At 58.6% G+C, this 17,491-nt stretch carries 18 protein-coding genes and 1 tRNA gene; 8 read left to right on the plus strand and 11 right to left on the minus strand.

From position 1 onward, the window contains the following. Positions 1-47: 47 nt before the first annotated feature. The gene (locus tag MHH62_RS05940; RefSeq protein ID WP_339232662.1) at positions 48-1,304 is read right to left on the minus strand and encodes a cation:dicarboxylase symporter family transporter; all 1,257 of its coding nucleotides are present in this window, start codon (positions 1,302-1,304) and stop codon (positions 48-50) included. A gap of 112 nt (positions 1,305-1,416) precedes the next feature. Beyond that, complete coding sequence (locus MHH62_RS05945; RefSeq protein ID WP_014718007.1) at positions 1,417-1,842, minus strand: VOC family protein; 426 nt, start codon at positions 1,840-1,842, stop codon at positions 1,417-1,419. Between the two features lie 155 nt (positions 1,843-1,997). Between MHH62_RS05945 and MHH62_RS05950 the strand changes: the two genes are divergently transcribed. Both MHH62_RS05950 and MHH62_RS05955 read left to right on the plus strand, forming a co-directional pair. Continuing rightward, the gene (locus MHH62_RS05950; RefSeq protein ID WP_014718006.1) at positions 1,998-2,876 is read left to right on the plus strand and encodes a LysR family transcriptional regulator; all 879 of its coding nucleotides are present in this window, start codon (positions 1,998-2,000) and stop codon (positions 2,874-2,876) included. Between the two features lie 205 nt (positions 2,877-3,081). Then, positions 3,082-4,356, plus strand: coding sequence for a glycoside hydrolase family 68 protein (locus tag MHH62_RS05955; protein ID WP_339232664.1), 1,275 nt, complete (start codon positions 3,082-3,084; stop codon positions 4,354-4,356). Between the two features lie 207 nt (positions 4,357-4,563). On the opposite strand, the gene MHH62_RS05960 is transcribed toward MHH62_RS05955, so the two are convergent. Then, positions 4,564-6,273 carry a polyurethanase gene (locus MHH62_RS05960; protein ID WP_339232666.1) on the minus strand — a complete coding sequence of 570 codons (1,710 nt, stop codon included), beginning with the start codon at positions 6,271-6,273 and terminating at the stop codon, positions 4,564-4,566. A 118-nt stretch (positions 6,274-6,391) separates the two neighbouring features. Then, on the minus strand, positions 6,392-7,639 hold the full coding sequence (locus MHH62_RS05965) for an MFS transporter (RefSeq protein WP_032903484.1): 1,248 nt from the start codon (positions 7,637-7,639) through the stop codon (positions 6,392-6,394). 102 nt (positions 7,640-7,741) lie between these two features. Here MHH62_RS05965 and MHH62_RS05970 point away from each other — a divergent pair, with 102 nt between their 5' ends. The 5 genes from MHH62_RS05970 to MHH62_RS05990 all read left to right on the plus strand — a co-directional run bounded on the left by MHH62_RS05970 (position 7,742) and on the right by MHH62_RS05990 (position 11,779). Beyond that, positions 7,742-8,710, plus strand: a complete 969-nt coding sequence (locus MHH62_RS05970; RefSeq protein ID WP_339232670.1) for an AraC family transcriptional regulator — start codon at positions 7,742-7,744, stop codon at positions 8,708-8,710. A gap of 910 nt (positions 8,711-9,620) precedes the next feature. Further along, positions 9,621-9,920, plus strand: coding sequence for a hypothetical protein (locus MHH62_RS05975; RefSeq protein ID WP_339232673.1), 300 nt, complete (start codon positions 9,621-9,623; stop codon positions 9,918-9,920). A gap of 431 nt (positions 9,921-10,351) precedes the next feature. Beyond that, positions 10,352-10,960 (plus strand): hypothetical protein, encoded by a 609-nt coding sequence (locus MHH62_RS05980; RefSeq protein WP_014718000.1) that lies wholly within the window; start codon positions 10,352-10,354, stop codon positions 10,958-10,960. 42 nt (positions 10,961-11,002) lie between these two features. Continuing rightward, positions 11,003-11,419, plus strand: a complete 417-nt coding sequence (locus MHH62_RS05985; RefSeq protein WP_103451814.1) for a hypothetical protein — start codon at positions 11,003-11,005, stop codon at positions 11,417-11,419. Between the two features lie 114 nt (positions 11,420-11,533). Continuing rightward, positions 11,534-11,779 carry a YecR-like lipofamily protein gene (locus MHH62_RS05990; RefSeq protein ID WP_258035785.1) on the plus strand — a complete coding sequence of 82 codons (246 nt, stop codon included), beginning with the start codon at positions 11,534-11,536 and terminating at the stop codon, positions 11,777-11,779. A gap of 234 nt (positions 11,780-12,013) precedes the next feature. Here the strand turns inward: MHH62_RS05990 and MHH62_RS05995 are convergent. The 5 genes from MHH62_RS05995 to MHH62_RS06015 form a co-directional block, all read right to left on the minus strand. Continuing rightward, a tRNA-Gly gene (locus MHH62_RS05995) sits at positions 12,014-12,089 on the minus strand. Between the two features lie 60 nt (positions 12,090-12,149). Next, positions 12,150-12,710, minus strand: a complete 561-nt coding sequence (pgsA, locus tag MHH62_RS06000) for a CDP-diacylglycerol--glycerol-3-phosphate 3-phosphatidyltransferase (protein ID WP_003190391.1) — start codon at positions 12,708-12,710, stop codon at positions 12,150-12,152. A 32-nt stretch (positions 12,711-12,742) separates the two neighbouring features. Further along, entirely contained in the window at positions 12,743-14,566 is a 1,824-nt protein-coding gene (gene uvrC, locus MHH62_RS06005; protein WP_034127084.1) for an excinuclease ABC subunit UvrC, read from the minus strand. Position 14,567: 1 nt separating this feature from the next. Beyond that, on the minus strand, positions 14,568-15,209 hold the full coding sequence (gene uvrY, locus MHH62_RS06010; protein ID WP_003190387.1) for a UvrY/SirA/GacA family response regulator transcription factor: 642 nt from the start codon (positions 15,207-15,209) through the stop codon (positions 14,568-14,570). A 151-nt stretch (positions 15,210-15,360) separates the two neighbouring features. Further along, positions 15,361-15,726: a helix-turn-helix transcriptional regulator gene (locus tag MHH62_RS06015; protein WP_003190384.1), complete on the minus strand. Its 366-nt coding sequence runs from the start codon at positions 15,724-15,726 to the stop codon at positions 15,361-15,363. 82 nt (positions 15,727-15,808) lie between these two features. Between MHH62_RS06015 and MHH62_RS06020 the strand changes: the two genes are divergently transcribed. Beyond that, positions 15,809-16,048, plus strand: coding sequence for a DNA-binding protein (locus MHH62_RS06020; protein WP_003190382.1), 240 nt, complete (start codon positions 15,809-15,811; stop codon positions 16,046-16,048). Positions 16,049-16,083: 35 nt separating this feature from the next. On the opposite strand, the gene MHH62_RS06025 is transcribed toward MHH62_RS06020, so the two are convergent. After that, positions 16,084-16,530: a GNAT family N-acetyltransferase gene (locus MHH62_RS06025; RefSeq protein WP_019821445.1), complete on the minus strand. Its 447-nt coding sequence runs from the start codon at positions 16,528-16,530 to the stop codon at positions 16,084-16,086. Beyond that, positions 16,531-17,280, minus strand: a complete 750-nt coding sequence (locus MHH62_RS06030) for a carbon-nitrogen hydrolase family protein (protein ID WP_339232678.1) — start codon at positions 17,278-17,280, stop codon at positions 16,531-16,533. It lies immediately after the preceding gene. Positions 17,281-17,491 lie beyond the last annotated feature (211 nt).

Genomic DNA, 17,491 nt, shown 5'->3' on the forward strand with positions numbered 1-17,491 from the left:
GACGAATGACCTCCTGCGTTCTCGCCTATCGTTGCTCCTGCAAACGACTAGACCCGTGCGGCTGGATAATCCGTTGAAGGTCTGAGCTCGACCTTTTCCCACTTGGCGATGACTAACGGCGCAATGGCATTGCCCAACACGTTCAACGTAGTGGTACCACTGTCGATGATCCTGAAAATGCCAGCGATCAACGCGACGCCTTCCAGTGGAAGACCTGCTGAGGCCAATGTCGCTGACAAGATGATGATGGCGAAACCTGGCACCCCTGCTGCGCCCTTGGAAGTCAGCACCATGGTCACCACCAACAGGATCTGCTGGGATAACGACAGGTCGATGCCATGGAGTTGCGCGACAAAGATCGTCGCCACCCCAAGAAAAATCGACGCACCATCGAGGTTGAACGCATACCCCACCGGCACCACGAAGCTGACGATCCGACGCGGCACGCCGTAACTTTCCATCTTTGTCATCAACTGCGGCATCACTGCGGCTGAGGCGGCACTTGAGAAGGCGAGCATCAACTCATCGCGCAAGTACCCGATCAACTTGAAAATGTTTTCGCCTATCAAGTAACAAATACCGCCAAGTACCACCAACGCAAAAACAATCAGCGCCAGGTACACGACACCAATCAACTTGAGCAATGGCAACAAGGAAGCGAAACCAAACGTCGCCACGGTCGCGCCGATCATGCCGAACACACCCACAGGCGCATAAGCCATAACCATGGAGACAACCTTGAACATCGCATCGCAAACACTTTGAAGCAGTGCGATGACCGGTGCGTTTTTCTCTTTCGGCAAGGCGTTCAATGCCAGGCCGAACAGCACGGCAAAAAACAACACCGACAGCAACTTCCCCTCCGACATCGCAGCCAATACGTTATCGGGGACGATGTTCTGCACTATTACCAGCGCTCCTTTGGGCGGCTCCAGCGTGATGGATGCGGCACCGTGCGAAACACCGGAAATATCGGTACCTGTTCCCGGTTCGAAGAGATTTGCGAAACACAAGCCTATGACGACGGCCAGCGCGGTAATCGCAAAGAAATAACCGAGCGAGCGCACACCCATGCGGCCAAATGACTTGCTGTCTGGGCCACCGGCAATGCCCAGAATCATGCAGCAGAACACGATTGGCACAACGACCATCTTCATCATCTTGATAAAGATGTCACCAAGCGGTTTCAGAACCTGCACGCTGACCCATGCCTGATAGAGCGGATGGGTATTGAAGTACCAACCGACAAGCACGCCAAGCAACAGCCCGGCAACGATTTGCCACACCAAGGGAATACGTTTCATGTCTAGCCTTCTTGTTGGTATGAAAGGTCTGCGTTATCAGCAGTTGCTAGAGTCATGAGCTTGCAGCTCACGTGAGCCCCCATGGCACAGCTCAGCTGTGCCATGGGTGTTCTTATTTCGCGAAGAGCTGGCCCATATCCTTGAACGCCTTGAATTCAAGAGCATTGCCGCAAGGATCAAACAGGAACATGGTGGCTTGCTCGCCAACCTGACCTTTGAAACGAATGTACGGTTCGATCACAAATTCGGTACCAAACGACTTCAGTCGCTCGGCCAGCGCTTCCCATTGCTCCCAACCCAGAATGATGCCGAAGTGCGGAACAGGAACATCATGACCATCGACCGGATTGCTATGAACACTTTCTTGAGAGGCGGTTTTGGGATGCTCGTGAATCACCAGTTGATGACCATAGAAATTGAAATCGACCCATTGAGTGCTGGACCGCCCTTCTTCTAAACCAAAAACCTCACCGTAGAAGGTCCGTGTTGAAGCCAGGTCGTAAACAGGTATTGCGAGGTGGAATGGCGAGAGGCTCATCAGATCTCCAGTGCTTTTTTTGTGGGTTTGGCGAACATTCCCCCGTCATTGCCTCGCTTGGCTCAGCCGTTGCCGGGAATGGAAAACATCGTAGGACGGAAAACCCAACATAAAAATCAATATATATTTCTTAGAAACACAATTAATATTTATGAATGATCAAAGAACTCAAGACACTCATCGCTGTTGCGCGGGAAGGCACTTTTGCCGCTGCCGGCAACAGAATCGGCCTGACCCAGGCCGCTGTGAGCGCGCAAATCCAGCGCCTCGAAGCTGAACTGGGCGTTGAAATTTTCGACAGAAAAGGACGCTCTGCGCATCTCAATAGAATGGGCCACCAGGTACTCTTGCAAGCTCAGGAATTGCTCAATCTTTACGACAACCTGGGCTCCTCGACAATGGGACAACCCACCCACGAGCGGGTGACTATCGGCGCTATCGCGTCGGTGCAGCGCTCATATTTGCCCGAATCGCTGGCCAGGTTTCACCAGCAATGCCCGCAATGTCGCACGCGAGTCATTCCAGGGCTGTCGATGGAATTGGTCAACCTCGTCGACGCTGGCGAGATCGACATGGCCACCATCATTCGCCCGCCCTTCTCGCTCCAGAGTGACCTGCACTGGACGACGCTGGCGCAGGAGCCCTACCGGCTGATCGTCCCATGCGAAGTGCCCGGTGAAGACTGGTCGGCGCTGCTGTCCAGCCATCCTTTCATTCGCTATGACCGCTCATCGTTCGGCGGCAGGCAGGTTGATCGTTTTGTGCGACAGATGCATTTCACGCTGCATGAGGTGTGCGAACTGGATGAGCTGGAGGCCATCCTTCAATTAGTCAAAAAGGGCGTAGGCGTCGCATTGGTGCCGCAAACGTGCAGAGATCCGGAGTGGCCTATGGGTGTTCGAGCACTCGATCTGGGCATACACACCTTTCACCGGGATATCGGACTCATACACCGTTCTCGCCAAAGCCTTACCGAACCCGTGCGGATGCTGGCTGACCTGATCAGTGACCAGTTCATGCGTGGCTTGAACTAACCACCCTCTCGCTCATGGCCATCACTGCGCCACGCCAATGGAATAACTTCTGTAAACGGGACAAGGTGAAACGTATCAGCTGAATGAAAAACTCAAAAAATGCATAAATGCATTTTTATCCTTGACCCACAGATCCGAGTCTTTTAAATTCGAATCACTGTATATAAATACAGTGACTTGAATCCCTACATGGACGAGGCTTCCTATGAAAAACACCCCTTCGAAATTTGGAAAAACACCCCATCAACCCAGCCTGTGGACCCGAGCCGATGCGCTTAAAGTGCGTGCGGACGACCCCACCACCACCCAGCCACTGGTCAGTGCGAACTTCCCGGTATTGAGTGACGAGGTTTTTATCTGGGACACCATGCCGCTGCGTGATATCGACGGCAGCATCACCTCCGTTGACGGCTGGTCGGTGATCTTCACCCTCACTGCGGATCGCCACCCGAACGACCCGCAATACCTCGATCAGAATGGCAACTACGACGTCATCCGCGACTGGAACGATCGCCATGGCCGGGCAAAGATGTACTACTGGTTTTCTCGCACTGGCAAAGACTGGAAGCTCGGCGGCCGAGTGATGGCTGAAGGGGTTTCACCCACCGTGCGCGAATGGGCTGGCACACCGATCCTGCTGAACGAACAAGGCGAAGTGGACCTGTACTACACCGCCGTCACGCCCGGCGCGACCATCGTCAAGGTGCGTGGCCGCGTGGTGACCACCGAGCATGGCGTCAGCCTGGTGGGCTTCGAAAAGGTCAAGCCGCTGTTCGAGGCGGACGGCAAGATGTACCAGACCGAAGCGCAAAACGCCTTCTGGGGCTTTCGCGATCCATGGCCGTTTCGCGACCCGAAAGACGGCAAGCTGTACATGCTGTTCGAAGGCAACGTGGCCGGCGAACGCGGCTCGCACAAGGTCGGTAACGCCGAAATCGGCGACGTGCCACCCGGCTATGAAGAGGTCGGCAACTCGCGCTTCCAGACCGCCTGCGTCGGGATCGCCGTGGCCCGCGACGAAGACGGTGACGACTGGGAAATGCTGCCACCGCTGCTGACCGCGGTCGGCGTCAACGACCAGACCGAACGCCCTCACTTCGTGTTCCAGGACGGCAAGTACTACCTGTTCACCATCAGCCACACCTTCACCTACGCCGACGGCGTAACCGGCCCGGACGGGGTATACGGCTTCGTCGCCGATTCGCTGTTCGGCCCGTATGTGCCGTTGAACGGCTCTGGCCTGGTACTGGGCAACCCGTCCTCCCAACCGTTTCAGACCTACTCGCACTGCGTCATGCCCAACGGCCTGGTGACCTCCTTCATCGACAGCGTACCGACCGACGACACCGGCACGCAGATCCGTATCGGCGGCACCGAAGCACCGACGGTGGGCATCAAGATCAAAGGGCAGCAAACGTTCGTGGTCGCCGAGTATGACTACGGTTACATCCCGCCGATGCTCGACGTTACGCTCAAGTAACGGAGGCTATGAGGTAGCGGGTTTGAGCTCGATGACAAACCCGCGGTAGATATCCGCTGCTCCCGTGGCGGTCTGACAGCCGCCATCGCAGGCAAGCCAGCTCCCACATTTTGGTCCGTGGGGCGTCAGGTAGGTATGTGTCGGCTGAGGGGCCGTCACGGGAGCAAGCTCACTCGCCACAGGTTCAACAGCCCATTGTGTGGGTATTCAGGAAATATAAATGCCTGCACCATTGAGTTGAGTCATGTTCACGCCAACCAACGTCACCGAGTTGTCGCCAAAGGACAACAGCGCATTGTCCTCGAACATCGAGACATGGGAACGGTAATCGTATTGCTGGCCCAGGTCAGGAATCCCCATGAACACCAGCTTATCGCTGGCCTGGTAGCCCTCGACCCGATCATTGCCAAAGAGGCCGTTGAACAGGAAAGTGTTGCTGCCCCCGCCCGACACCATCAGGTCATTGCCTGCCCCGCCGACGAAAACATTACTACCCTGCCCACCGATCAAATGATCGTCGCCGCCCAGACCGAACAACCATTCCCCCGCAGCATGAGCGGTGAGGACATTGTCCTGCGCATCGCCGTTGGCAGAGGCCGTGTAAGGCGTCAAGGCTGTGCCGGCCAGCAGGCCTTGGCCGGTTACGTTATAGGTGACGTCGTGGGTGCCCCAGGGGATTGAATTCCACATGATGTAGGACTGCTCTTGGCTCACCAATGCGCCGATATCGCGGGTCATACTGATGCCGCCATAGGCGTCGTTGATGTAGAGCGTGCCATCGCCATCGTTGGCAAAGCCGAAGCTGGCCAGTGGCTTGTGCAGTTCGAAGACGTTATCGCCCTGCCCGCCCAGCAGGATGTTGTAGCCGCCATCATCGCGAAAACGATCATGGCCGGCGCCGCCTTCCAGGAAGTCGTTGCCGACACCGCCCTTGAGCAGGTCGTTGCCCTCGGTGCCGAGGATGAAGGTATTGCCAGTGTGTTTTTCAGCGTAACGATTCAGGTCTTGTACCCAGGTTGTTTCACGCGCAGCCTCGGTCAGGCTGGAGACCACGATGGTCGAATCCTTGCTGGTCAGGTCGTAGAACTCGGAGGACGCGATACGTCCCAAACCTTGGATGTAACCGTCCAGGGAGTGAGCCTTGGCCACGCCCCAATTCAGACTATTAGGTAAATGTGCCGAGAACGACGCGTAATTATCGGTAAAACTGACGAGGTTGTTGGCGGCCGCATCCCAGCCCCGGTCGTTGCCCCAGAAGAGTGCCGAGGTATTGATGCCTTTGCCATCAATGGCTTTGAACACCGGGTCATTTTCATAGCCAATATTCAACACCGGGGTATCACCCGAGCGTTGAGCGGGTGAGGCAAAGGTTACGTAGTTGGCATCCCGATAAAAGCCGCCCCAGTGATCGTGGCTCAAGGTCGCCAGGCTGTTGGCGCCCAGTGCGCCGAGGCTATGGCCGGTGACCAGGATATCCTTACCGCTCAAGCCCTGGCTCGCGGCGTAACGAGCGACGTTTTCGAGCAAGGCGCTGAAGGCGAACTTGGCGTAATTGGCGGCGTATCCAGGCAGTGCTGCGGCCGCCAGGTCGCTGGCCACGTCGCCCGCGCCATCCCAGGTCAAGCCAAAGGACGTGCCACGAAAGGCAATCCCCATGGCGATCAGCCTGCCAAGCCCATCGTACTGCCCCAGAATCTCGACGTTGGCCGAAGGGGCCAAGGCTGTCTCGCCCCAGAAGGTGCCATGCTTGTCCACATGCTGCGTCACGCCCAGGGCCTGCGCACCGATAGGCGCCCAGCCACCGGTTGCCAGGGGTTGGCCGGTGGAGTCATACGCGTACTCGGATAAAGCCAAGGCGTTGCTCAGCAGCGCCTTGGCGGGGTCGCCCTTCATGCCCTTGTAATCGAAAACGCCCATGCCCTTGGTCCCTTTTCAGATGACGTGCCAGATGGCCTCGATTCGGATGGCCGGGGTCGATTGAGTGCGGGTCACGGGGGCCTGTCAAGGGTTACCTAGAAATTCAATAGTGCTCATTTTATTGAGCGCTAGCCCTCCCAGCATTGACGACATGGACAGAAGGCACCCGTACACGCAGCGCAATCAGCAACGCAGCCAGCAACATCAGCACCGCCGCCGCTATAAATACGCCCGCGCTGCCACCGAGGCTGAACACTGCACCGCCAGCGGCGGCGCCCATGGCGATGGCGGACTGCACAGAGGCCACCACCATACCCCCGGCGCTTTCCGCCTGGTCAGGTACCGCGCTGGCGACCCAGTTCGACCACGCCACCGGCACACCGCCAAAGGCCAAGCCCCAGATTGCCAGCAGTACCGCCTGCCCCGGCAACGAGGGTGGCAACAGCACCAACGCCAGTGCTGCAACCCCGACCAGCGCAGGCATTAACACCAGAGTGGCCAGCGGGCGGTGCTCCAGCAGCCTGCCAGCCAACAGCGTGCCGAAGAAGTTCGCCACACCGAACCCCAGCAACATCAGCGACAGCCCTTGCGGGCCGATGCCGGTAGTGCCTTCAAGGAATGGCCGAACATAGGTGAACATCGCGAAGTGGCCGCTATGCACCAGCACACAACCGAACATCCCCATGGCGATGCCCGGGCGCTGCAACACGTCGAAAACCGTGCGCAGACGTGCCGGCCGGCGCGGCGCAAGGCGTGGCAAAGTCAATGACTGAAACGCCAGGGTCACCATGCCGACCGCCGCCGCTGCAAAGAACGCACTGCGCCAGCCGTACAGCCCGCCCAGATAGCTGCCCAGCGGCACTGCAACGACCGTCCCGACGGCAATCCCACTGAAAATAATCGAAAGCGCCCGAGGCAACAGCGCACTCGGCACCAAGCGCATCGCCACCGCCGCAGCCATGCTCCAGAACCCGCCAAGGGCAATCCCCAGCAAGATGCGCATCAACAACAGCACCGCGAAGCTGGAGGAAACGGCGACCAACAGATTGGAGGCAACCATCAACGTGGAAAACCCCAACAACACCCAACGTCGGTCGATGCCGCGGGTCAGGCCTGGCACCAACAAACCGGCGAACAACGCTACCACTGCTGTCACCGTTACCGCCTGGCCAGCCAGCGCTTCGGACACGCCCAAATCAGTCGCCATCAGTGTTAACAAACTGGCCGGAAGGTACTCCGCAGTCAGTAATCCGAACACCCCCATTGCCAGCGAGAAGACGGCCATCCACGCGGGGGCCGCAGGCTCTGCATCCGAGAAGGCGTCGGGATGGCGGTTGGATACGGCATTACACACACAGTCAGTCATTACAGGGATCTCCCAATCATCATTGCGACCCGCAGTCTAGGCGCGCGAATCTGGATGATCTATGATCCAAAATCTCTCATTTTTGACTAAAACACCTGAACAATGTCTGCAGAACAGTTTGCTCTTTCCTCGGATCTCATCAACGAACTGTTGCGCGGTATGCGCCTGCGTGGCGTCGAATACCGGCGTATACAAACGAGTCCGAGTTTCGGTTTGGGCTTCGCTGAAAAACCTGGGCATGCCTGGTTCCATTTCATGGCCGTCGGCAATGCGGTACTGCGAATGGAGGACGGCACCACCTACGCGCTGTCTGCCGGCAACGCCGTGTTCATCTCCCACGGCGCGGCCCATCAACTGTATTCCCATGCGGACGTACCCGTTCAGGACATCGACCGCCTAGACGGCGTCCCCCTCGGTGACACCGTGAGCGCGGTGCACACCGGAACTGATGCCAGCCCAACGCCGAGCACCATTTTGTTCAGTGGTTGTATGGAGTTTGAACTGGGCAGCATCCATGGCCTCGGCAAACTGATGCCGGGCCTGATGTTGATTGATGCCGACGGCCAGCGCTACCCTGGACTGGTGCCTATCCTGACCACCATGGAGCGCGAGGTCAGCGCCGCACGTGTGGGCTTCGCCGGTATCCTCGCGCGGTTGGCCGACGTGGTGGCCGCCATGGTCGTTCGCGGCTGGGTAGAGTGCGCTTGCGGTAATGCCTCTGGCCTGGTCGCCGCCTTGCGCGATCCACGCTTGGCCAGTGCACTGCTCGCGATCCATCAACAACCGGGCCGCGACTGGACCGTTGCGCAGTTGGCAGAGCAATGCAATACCTCGCGCTCAGCCTTCGCGGATCGCTTCCAGGTGACGATTGGCATGACGCCGCTGCGCTATGTCACCGAACTGCGAATGCGGCTCGCAAGCCAGTGGCTGACCCTCGAAAGGCTGCCGATCGAAGAGGTAGCACAACGCTTGGGCTATACATCCCAGGCCGCTTTCAGTCGCGCGTTCAAACGTGTTACGGGCAAGACACCGGGGTTAAGTCGCAAGGTGAGGCAGCCCATTGTTACTTGACGCTGAGCGCACGTACTCGACGGTCTGTGCCTCTGAATCATTTAATGAAACCGCTCGTGACTACCTGATCGAAAGCCAGCACTGGGACCTCTCAGGCACCGCATAGGACCCGATCCGCGGTAGCGTCCCCCTATCGCGTGTTTTCCACCGCCTTTGAAAGATCGCTCCTACACTTTCTCCAAACACTTCCGACGGCCCCATCTGAAATACCCAACAGTCACGAAAAACGACAAGCCCTTTTCTAAAATAAACGTTATGTATTCAGTTGTTCTGGGCAAGAAGCCCACGTCTCCATTCACCTCATGAAGAACTTGGATCATGCTAAATACCTCATTTTTTCCCTCATTGCGTACCGCCGTCAGTACAGCCCTGCGGTCCCGACAACTCAATCGAGAAGAAGAGCGCCTGGTCCACTACTACCGTTGCTTGTCGGAACAGGATCGTGAAGCGGTGCGCTGCCTAATGTTTACGGTCAGGGAAACCAGCGAGGCGAACACCCTCCCCCATAAAAAGTGATGCCGTCATGGGTCAGCGAACGATGGAAGTACCTGCGGGTTGGACATCTAGCCGGCAGCCTGTCACTAACACCCTCGCGATGGACTTTTCTACCCAGCTAGAGCATGCCTGCGAAAGCCCCATCGCCGTGGAGGATCTGCATATCCCCATGCCCACCTTCGTCACCCTTCAGCCTCGATTTTCCCTCGGTGGCCTGACCCTCTCCCGCTCGATTTCCGTCAGCTCCAACACGCTCCACCGTAGCCTCCGTCTCGATTTCCTCCAAGTGATTGTGGGGGTCTTTTACGCGCTCCTAGACTCCGCCGCCGTAGGGCAAATCCCTGTTCCCTCATGATTCCCACAGGCGGCACGCGCGCAATTTTTCTGCCGCCGCCACTCGCAAGGAGCCTCAACGATGACCAAGACCTCAACCGCCCTCCTCCTGCTTGCACTGGCCAGCCTGCTGGCGGGCTGCACCACCAACCCCAACGTACTGCAGATACACAAAGTCACCGCAGAGGCGATTGGCTTGGCCTCTACGGATGAGCTGACCATGGGCCCGGTCACCAAGAGCAAGGAGGACTTCCTGGGCGGCGCTGAACTGAACTTCAACGCCACGACCGCCAAGGGCCGCGTGTTCAACTGCTCGGCGGTCATGACTCCAGGCATCCTGCTTGAGCCGCCGAAGTACTCGCGCCTGACCTGCACGAAGTAACCCTGACAGCCGGTGCGGGCATCGCGCGCACCGGCCTATGGGAACGGCGTCGGCGTGCCGGGCGCGCCACATGGCGGCGTTGCCGGCAAAGATGGTGTTCATGCTCAGCACGCTAAACCTGCGTCAGCGCTCAGCATTCGATAGATGGCCGTTTGAGGCATAAGAGTGCGCGCAGTCGGCTGCCGAGGGTGAAGGGCGCCCCCAACACTTAGACACCCATTCAATTTCTGGGGCGTTTTCAATGCTTGGATAAGTCACGCACAACGCTATTGAAAGACACCTCCTACAGACCCAGCGCATGGGTTCGCAGGACGCGTCCTGATTGCGCCCACATTATTGAATGGCACGGGCGACGCTGCCTAGGATGTGCCCGCTCGCTCATTTCGTTGAGCTCTAGCCCTCCCCGCGTCCACGACAGGAGTCGATTGACCATGTACAACAACATCCCCCTCGGTTTGCGAAAGCGCCTGCTCGCAGGTTCGACCTTCGCCCTCTTATCGCTAAGCGCAGCCCCCGCAGTGGCCACCGACTGGTGGATGATCTTTGGCACCGGCGACACGCCCAACAGAGACCTGTTCTTCGCCGATGCACAGTCGGTAAAAGCCACACAACAACACCCGCAAAACACACAGCTGACGGTCGTGCAGGTATTCGAAAGCCCCAACAGCCCCAACTACGTGAGCTACGCGCTGGAGCTGCAATGCCCGGAGCGACAGCTCAGGGTGAACTCTGCCACCGCCTACCTGCGCGCCGGGGCGACCACGGTGCTGCCGGCGCCTAAACGTTGGGTGCCGGTGCCCAAGAGCTGGCTGGAGCGTGGCTATGACTTCGCCTGCGCACCGGGCAAACGCAAGTCCAACGCCATGATGCCGATGGGCGTCGGCTCCATCGATAACGCTCAACTGGTGGCGATCACGCAGCAAGGCCTCTTCAATCAGTTGCCGGGTAATCAGCCGATCCGCATTGAGTCCAAGAAGAGCAGCACCGAGGACGTGATGCGCGACCTCAACTTCCTCTTGGGCGCACCTGAGAAAAAATGACCTCCGGCGTCAACCGGCACGCTTGAATAATGAGTGATCAACATGAAATACACAGGTGCATTGGCCTTGGCCCTCGCGCTGCTGCAGACCGGCTGCGTCAGTTTTGACACCGTCCCGGAAATGTACGCGCGCAGCCAATGGAAAGGCCGCCCGGCGCAGGACGCCATCAATTTCTTTGGTCCACCCCAAAAAATGGATCGCACCGCGGACGACCAGCATGTGGTGATGCAGTGGTACCGCGACACGTCTTACAACAGCAATGAGGTGGTGGCACAAAGCGCGGAAAGGCAGGGCAATGTGATGGTGCACACCAACTATTGGGCAACCGTCAATAACCCGAATCGCTGCATCCTTTCCATCACCGTCGACCAGGACAGGAAGGTCGTCGGGTTTGAGGCCGATGAAGGCGAATTGCTGCTGTCCAGTGGCTGCCAGTCGGCCAAGTTTGGGCCGCCTTAGGCAACCGACGTTGAGACAGGCTAGTGGAAACACCTCCTACAAACGTCATGTTTTACTCTTGAAGGACCGCCCTCGACAACGAAATCCGTCATCGTCGCCATCGCCCTACCGCTCATTGCAGGCTGCGCAACGCCGAAATATTGGGGGGCCACCGGCGGCAACCCGTCCGACGGGCTTGTGCAACTCTTCTACGTCCATACGCCGTTTGAGTACGGCCAAATCCGGGCATCCCAAGGGTTGGCGATTGCCACGGGGCGTTGCCAATTTTGGAACTACGCGCGCGCTGAGCGCGCAGGCGCACAAAAATCCGTGTGCCGCACGATGGGGCAATTCCACTGCCTGGAAACCACCGTCACTTAGGATTATCGGTGCCAGAAGTGACGCCCTCCCCAAGCGTCGAGGCGCGTCGGGAAGTTGAGCGAACAGTAGTTCGCCTGGCGACCCAGGCGAACTGAGCGGATCTAGTAACAATACGAATTTGAGCGCGCGCCCTACGGTTGTGCGCACAAACAAAAAAAGACGCCTAAGCGTCCATTCCGTAAATCACACAGGCAAAAAAAAGCCACTCGTTAGAGTGGCTTTTTCATTAATGCTTGGAGCGGGAAACGAGACTCGAACTCGCGACCCCGACCTTGGCAAGGTCGTGCTCTACCAACTGAGCTATTCCCGCTTGGTGATGCGCATTCTATAGAATCCTCAGCACCCGTCAACCCCTTGATTCAAAAAAGTTTTATTTCTTTTCAACGGTGGTTCGCAGATGGGGCCAGGCCGCACGCAGATATTGCAGCATGGACCACAGGGTCAGGCCGGCCGCGACCAGCAGCAAGGCGTAGCCCGTGAGGACCCAGAACGAGAAGTCCGACGGGTTGGCCAGCAGGATCACCAGCGCGAGCATTTGCGCGGCGGTTTTCCATTTGCCCATGTTGGAGACGGCCACGTGGGCGCGGGCGCCGATTTCGGCCATCCATTCGCGCAGGGCCGAGACGACGATCTCGCGGCCGATGATGACGGCGGCCGGCAGGGTCAGCCACAGGTTGCCGTGTTCCTGTACCAGCAGGACCAGGGCGACGGCCACCATGAGTTTGTCGGCCACGGGGTCGAGGAACGCGCCGAAGGGCGTGCTCTGTTCCAGGCGGCGGGCCAGGTAGCCGTCGAGCCAGTCGGTGGCGGCTGCGAAGGCAAATACCGAACTGGACGCGACGTAGCTCCATTCATACGGCAAATAGAACAACAAAATGAAAATCGGGATAAGCAGGACGCGTAGAACGGTGATCAGATTAGGGATATTCATCGGCACAACTGGCTACGAGGTGAGAAGGCATTCTATTCGCTGTGCAGATTGGCATAAATCAATTCAGCGAGCTTTTTACTGATACCGGGTGCTTTGGCTATCTCGTCAATGCTGGCACGGGAGAGCTCCTGCAAGCCACCAAAATGTTTAAGCAAGTCGCGACGCCGCGTCGGGCCAACCCCTGCCACCCCTTCCAGGGTTGAAGTTCGCCGGGTTTTGCCACGGCGGGCGCGGTGGCCGGTAATGGCGAAACGGTGGGCTTCGTCGCGGATTTGTTGAATCAGATGCAGTGCGGGTGAGTCGCCTTTCAACGTGAACTCATGGGCGGCATCATTCAAGTACAACGTCTCGAAACCGGCCTTGCGCGTGGTGCCCTTGGCCACACCGAGCAGGATCAGGTCGGGCACCGCCAGTTCGTTGAGCACGTCACGGGCCATGGATAACTGGCCCTTGCCCCCGTCTACCAGCAGGATATCGGGCAACTTGCCCTCCCCGTCCTTCAACTTGCTGAATCGCCGCGTGAGCGCCTGGTGCATGGCGGCGTAGTCATCCCCTGCGGTAACGCCTTCGATGTTGTAGCGCCGGTAGTCGGCCTTGATCGGCCCTTCCGGCCCGAATACCACGCAGGAGGCCACGGTGGCCTCACCGCTGGAGTGGCTGATGTCGTAGCACTCCAGGCGCTGGGGCGGCTCGTCCAGGTTGAGGACCTCGGCCAGGGCGTCGAAGCGTGCAGCGACGTGCTGTCGATTGGCCAGGCGTGCACCCAGCGCCTGTTCGGCGTTGGTGACTGCCAGTTGCTGCCAGCGGGCACGGGTGCCGCGTACGCGGTGGCTGATGGCCAGCTCGCGGCCGCGCAGCTCGTGGATGGCCTCGATCAAGGTGGGGAAGTCTTCGTGCACCACGTTGACGATCAGTTCAGACGGCAGGTCGCGCTCAGGGCTGCTGACGTAGTACTGGCCAAGGAACGCGGCCATGACCTCTGCCACGTCTTCGTCGATACCGGTCTGCGGGAAAAAGTTCTTGCTGCCCAGCACCCGCCCGCCACGCACGCTGATCAGGTGCACACAGGCGCCGCCCGGGTTGACGAACGCGGCGATCACGTCGACGTCACCGGTGCCGCCTTCCATGCTTTGCTGGTCCTGGACACGGCGCAGCAGGGAGATCTGGTCGCGCAGTTCGGCGGCCTTTTCGAAATCCAGGGTGCTGGCGGCCTGCTCCATGGCCCCGGACAACTCATCGGTGAGTGCGTTGCTGCGCCCTTCGAGGAACATCACCGAATGGCGCACATCCTCGGCGTACTCCGAAGGTTCCACCAGCCCCACGCAGGGCGCCTTGCAGCGCTTGATCTGGTATTGCAGGCACGGCCGGGTGCGGTTCTTGTAGAAGCTGTCTTCGCACTGACGCACAAAAAAGGTTTTTTGCAGCAGGCTCAGGCTTTCACGAATCGCCCCGGCGCTGGGGTAAGGCCCGAAGTACTTGCCCTTTTGCTTCTTTGCCCCGCGGTGAATGCTCAGGCGGGGAAAGTTGCCGTCGGATAAAAACACGTAAGGGTAGGATTTATCATCACGCAACAGGATGTTGTAAGGCGGCCGCCATTCCTTGATCAGCGTCTGCTCAAGCAGCAGCGCCTCGGTTTCATTGGCGGTGATGGTGGTTTCGACCTGGGCGATACGCGCCACCAGGGCGGCGGTTTTCGGCGCAAGGCCGGTCTTGCGAAAGTAGCTCGCCAGACGGTTCTTCAGGTTCTTGGCTTTGCCCACGTAAAGCAGGCGCGCCTCGCTGTCGAACATGCGGTACACGCCGGGGCGGCCACTGCAGGTGGAGAGAAAGGCACTCGGATCAAACGGTGTGGTCATGTCAGGCGCTGGCGTCCACCATGCCGTGGCGCACTGCGAGCAGGGTCAATTCAACATCACTGCTGATGGCAAGCTTCTCGAAGATACGATAACGGTAGGTATTGACGGTCTTGGGCGACAGGCACAGCTTGTCAGAGATGGTCTGCACCTTCTGGCAACCGACGATCATCAGGGCGATCTGGATTTCCCGCTCCGACAGCGCATCAAATGGCGAATCGCTGGTGGGCTGGAACGACTTGATCGCCAATTGCTGGGCAATCTGCGGGCTGATGTAACGCTGGCCGGCAAATACCAGGCGAATGGCTTGCACCATCTCGGCCAGGCCCGCGCCCTTGGTGAGGTAGCCGGCGGCACCGGCTTGCAGTAAACGGGTGGGAAACGGGTCTTCCTCGCACACCGTGACCACCACGACCTTGATGTCCGGATGGCTGCGCAATAACTTGGTCGTGGCACCAAGACCGCCAATCCCAGGCATCTTGACGTCCATCAGTACCACATCGGGCTTCAACTCCCGGGCCTTGATCAGGGATTCCTCCCCCGACTCCGCCTGGCCGACTACTTGCAGGCCGTCGATGTCAGCCAGCATTCGTGTAATGCCTGTACGAACGAGATCATGGTCATCGACTACTAGCACCCTAATCAAGCAGACACCTCGCGATATGGTCTTATAGGTTGCTGAACACCTTAGCAAAAAACCAAGGCGCAGACCTAGTTGCAAGTGTCATATATATAGAGATTAAACGTGCTGCGGCTGTTCGCCGGCTGGCGAACAGCCCTGTTTCCTGGGCTAAAGGTCAGGATTCCTGGGGGGGCGACTTGGCTTTTCCGTTCACCACGGATGAATGCTCAGCCAAGGTACTGGTCAAGCGACGGATTGCGTCCTGGTCTTCCTTGAACATCGCTCGGTAATTGCCCAGCACTTTCTCTTCGATCTTGCTCAGGTTATCCAGCTGGATCGGCGTTGGGCTGCCGGTCAACACGTACAGGATATCCACACCTTTTTCGGCGACGCGAGACAAATAGTCGGCCTTGGGTGCGCGACCACCGCTTTCATATTTGCCTTGGGCGTTCGCTTCAACGCCTCCAATTTCTCCAAAAACTTTCTGCGACAGGCCAAGTCGCTCTCTTTCTTGCCTTAAGCGCGAACCGATTCCACTCATTTGGATGTATGATCCTAAATTGGCACACCCCAAGAGGTGTCACACCATCACTTCGTTAAACAAACTTGAACGGTTTTGAACTATGCCCGGAATCCGTACTGCTGCACAAGCCAAGGCCTGGCTGGAACATCAAGGAAAGTCAGTTCAAGCGTTCGCCCGGGAGCATGGCGTAGACCCGGCAACCACGTATCAAGTGCTCTCCGGGCGCAAAAAGGGACGGCGTGGAGAAGCCCATAAAGTGGCGGTACTTCTGGGCATGAAAGAGGGCGTTATCGTGGATGAGCCAAGAGCTCAATCCCACGACGAACAAAGCACTAACTGACAGCAGTATGCGCTTATTTGTAGGACGTGCATGTTTTAGTCCGATGTGAGTGCGCGACACTCACGCTCCATCCGCCAGAAGCCATCCTCTTCACCGACAATGCTCAACCCCAAGCGCTGATACAGCCTTCTTGCCGGGTTGGTCTTGAACACCGTCAAACGTAGAAAGCCCAGGCCTTCGACGCGTGCCTTGAGCGCCATTTGCTCCAGCACCCATGTGCCCGCGCCCTGCTTGCGCCAGCATTCCAGCAGGTGCAGCTCGCGGATATACAAGGCCTTGCCATCGCGGCTCAGGCTGATAAAGCCCATGACGACGTCATCGTTGCAGATCAGCCAGTTCTCGCGGCCCGCCCAGGCCACGTCGAAGCCGTCGTTGGACCACAACAAGCCGTTCTGACGGTAGTAATGGCTCATGGCCTGCTGGGTCAGGGTGCGGGCAAACGGCAGGTCCTGCTCGATGGCCCGGCGCAAATGAAACCTCATTCAGAGGGCGACCACTTGGCCGGTCCACTGCCCGCCGTCGCGACGGGCGATCACCAACGCGTCGCCGACACCGGGGGCGGCAACAAGCAAGTTGCCATCGGCGGTCCAGATCGCACTGCGGCCCGCACAAGCCCAGCCTCCGGATGGGCCACCATGGTTAGCCATCAGTACCAACAGGCCATGCTCGGCCGCATAGCCTTCAAGCAAAGCACTGTCCGCCGCGTAGCCTGCCTCGCTGATCAGTACGCTTGCGGCATACACTGTGGCGCCCGCTGCCGCCGCTTGGCGTGGATGGCTGGCCTGGGAAAAGTCCGCACACACCGCCAGCGCGATGCGCTCCTCTGCCAATTCCAGAGGCTCGCCGCCCTGCCCCGCAGCAAATGCCAGCTCTTCGCCGGGGTGCAGATGCTGCTTGGTGTAGACGCCTACTGAACCGTCCGCCTCAAGCACCAGCGCGCCGATCAGCACACCTGTTTTTGGCGCCAAGCGCACCGGCATGCCCACCACGGCCGTCAACTGCAGCTCCCGCGCCAGTTCACGCAACGGCGTCAACACGGCGTCTTGCGGGTCGATGGCCAAATCGGCCGCCAGGAACGGCTCGTAGCCTGTCAGTGACAGTTCTGGAAACACCAGGCATTGCACACCCTGTTCAGCCGCGGCCCGCATCAACGCCAGGTGCCGCTGGATATTGGCAGCGATATCGCCCGGGATGGAAACGGTTTGCGCCGCAGCAAGGGTCAAGGCAGTCATGGTCGCGTCCTGGCAATCATTGTTTGAGAGCCGTCAGCATATCCACACTTGCCCCATAGCGGCATAGGTATCGCCGTTACCGCAGGAATGGATATGTACACGGTCCAACTGTGTTGACGGTCCGGCCGTCTTCGCAGGCAAGCCAGCTCCCACATTTGGATCGCGGTGCCTCAGCCAGATCAGCGCCGGCTGTCAGGCCGTCACGGGAGCA

This window comes from Pseudomonas sp. FSL L8-0168, from assembly GCF_037976155.1.
GTDB classification, from domain to species: domain Bacteria; phylum Pseudomonadota; class Gammaproteobacteria; order Pseudomonadales; family Pseudomonadaceae; genus Aquipseudomonas; species Aquipseudomonas paracarnis.

Excerpts from the sequence above, each read along its gene's own strand:
- MHH62_RS05980 (WP_014718000.1), top strand. The coding sequence starts at position 10,352 with ATGTACAACAACATCCCCCTCGGTTTGCGAAAGCGCCTGCTCGCAGGT.
- MHH62_RS05965 (WP_032903484.1), bottom strand. The coding sequence starts at position 7,639 with ATGACTGACTGTGTGTGTAATGCCGTATCCAACCGCCATCCCGACGCC.
- pgsA (WP_003190391.1), bottom strand. The coding sequence starts at position 12,710 with ATGAATATCCCTAATCTGATCACCGTTCTACGCGTCCTGCTTATCCCG.
- uvrC (WP_034127084.1), bottom strand. The coding sequence starts at position 14,566 with ATGACCACACCGTTTGATCCGAGTGCCTTTCTCTCCACCTGCAGTGGC.
- MHH62_RS05955 (WP_339232664.1), top strand. The coding sequence starts at position 3,082 with ATGAAAAACACCCCTTCGAAATTTGGAAAAACACCCCATCAACCCAGC.
- MHH62_RS05975 (WP_339232673.1), top strand. The coding sequence starts at position 9,621 with ATGACCAAGACCTCAACCGCCCTCCTCCTGCTTGCACTGGCCAGCCTG.
- MHH62_RS05970 (WP_339232670.1), top strand. The coding sequence starts at position 7,742 with ATGTCTGCAGAACAGTTTGCTCTTTCCTCGGATCTCATCAACGAACTG.
- MHH62_RS06015 (WP_003190384.1), bottom strand. The coding sequence starts at position 15,726 with ATGAGTGGAATCGGTTCGCGCTTAAGGCAAGAAAGAGAGCGACTTGGC.
- MHH62_RS05960 (WP_339232666.1), bottom strand. The coding sequence starts at position 6,273 with ATGGGCGTTTTCGATTACAAGGGCATGAAGGGCGACCCCGCCAAGGCG.
- MHH62_RS05950 (WP_014718006.1), top strand. The coding sequence starts at position 1,998 with ATGATCAAAGAACTCAAGACACTCATCGCTGTTGCGCGGGAAGGCACT.
- MHH62_RS05945 (WP_014718007.1), bottom strand. The coding sequence starts at position 1,842 with ATGAGCCTCTCGCCATTCCACCTCGCAATACCTGTTTACGACCTGGCT.
- MHH62_RS05940 (WP_339232662.1), bottom strand. The coding sequence starts at position 1,304 with ATGAAACGTATTCCCTTGGTGTGGCAAATCGTTGCCGGGCTGTTGCTT.
- MHH62_RS05985 (WP_103451814.1), top strand. The coding sequence starts at position 11,003 with ATGAAATACACAGGTGCATTGGCCTTGGCCCTCGCGCTGCTGCAGACC.
- MHH62_RS06025 (WP_019821445.1), bottom strand. The coding sequence starts at position 16,530 with ATGAGGTTTCATTTGCGCCGGGCCATCGAGCAGGACCTGCCGTTTGCC.
- MHH62_RS06020 (WP_003190382.1), top strand. The coding sequence starts at position 15,809 with ATGCCCGGAATCCGTACTGCTGCACAAGCCAAGGCCTGGCTGGAACAT.
- MHH62_RS06030 (WP_339232678.1), bottom strand. The coding sequence starts at position 17,280 with ATGACTGCCTTGACCCTTGCTGCGGCGCAAACCGTTTCCATCCCGGGC.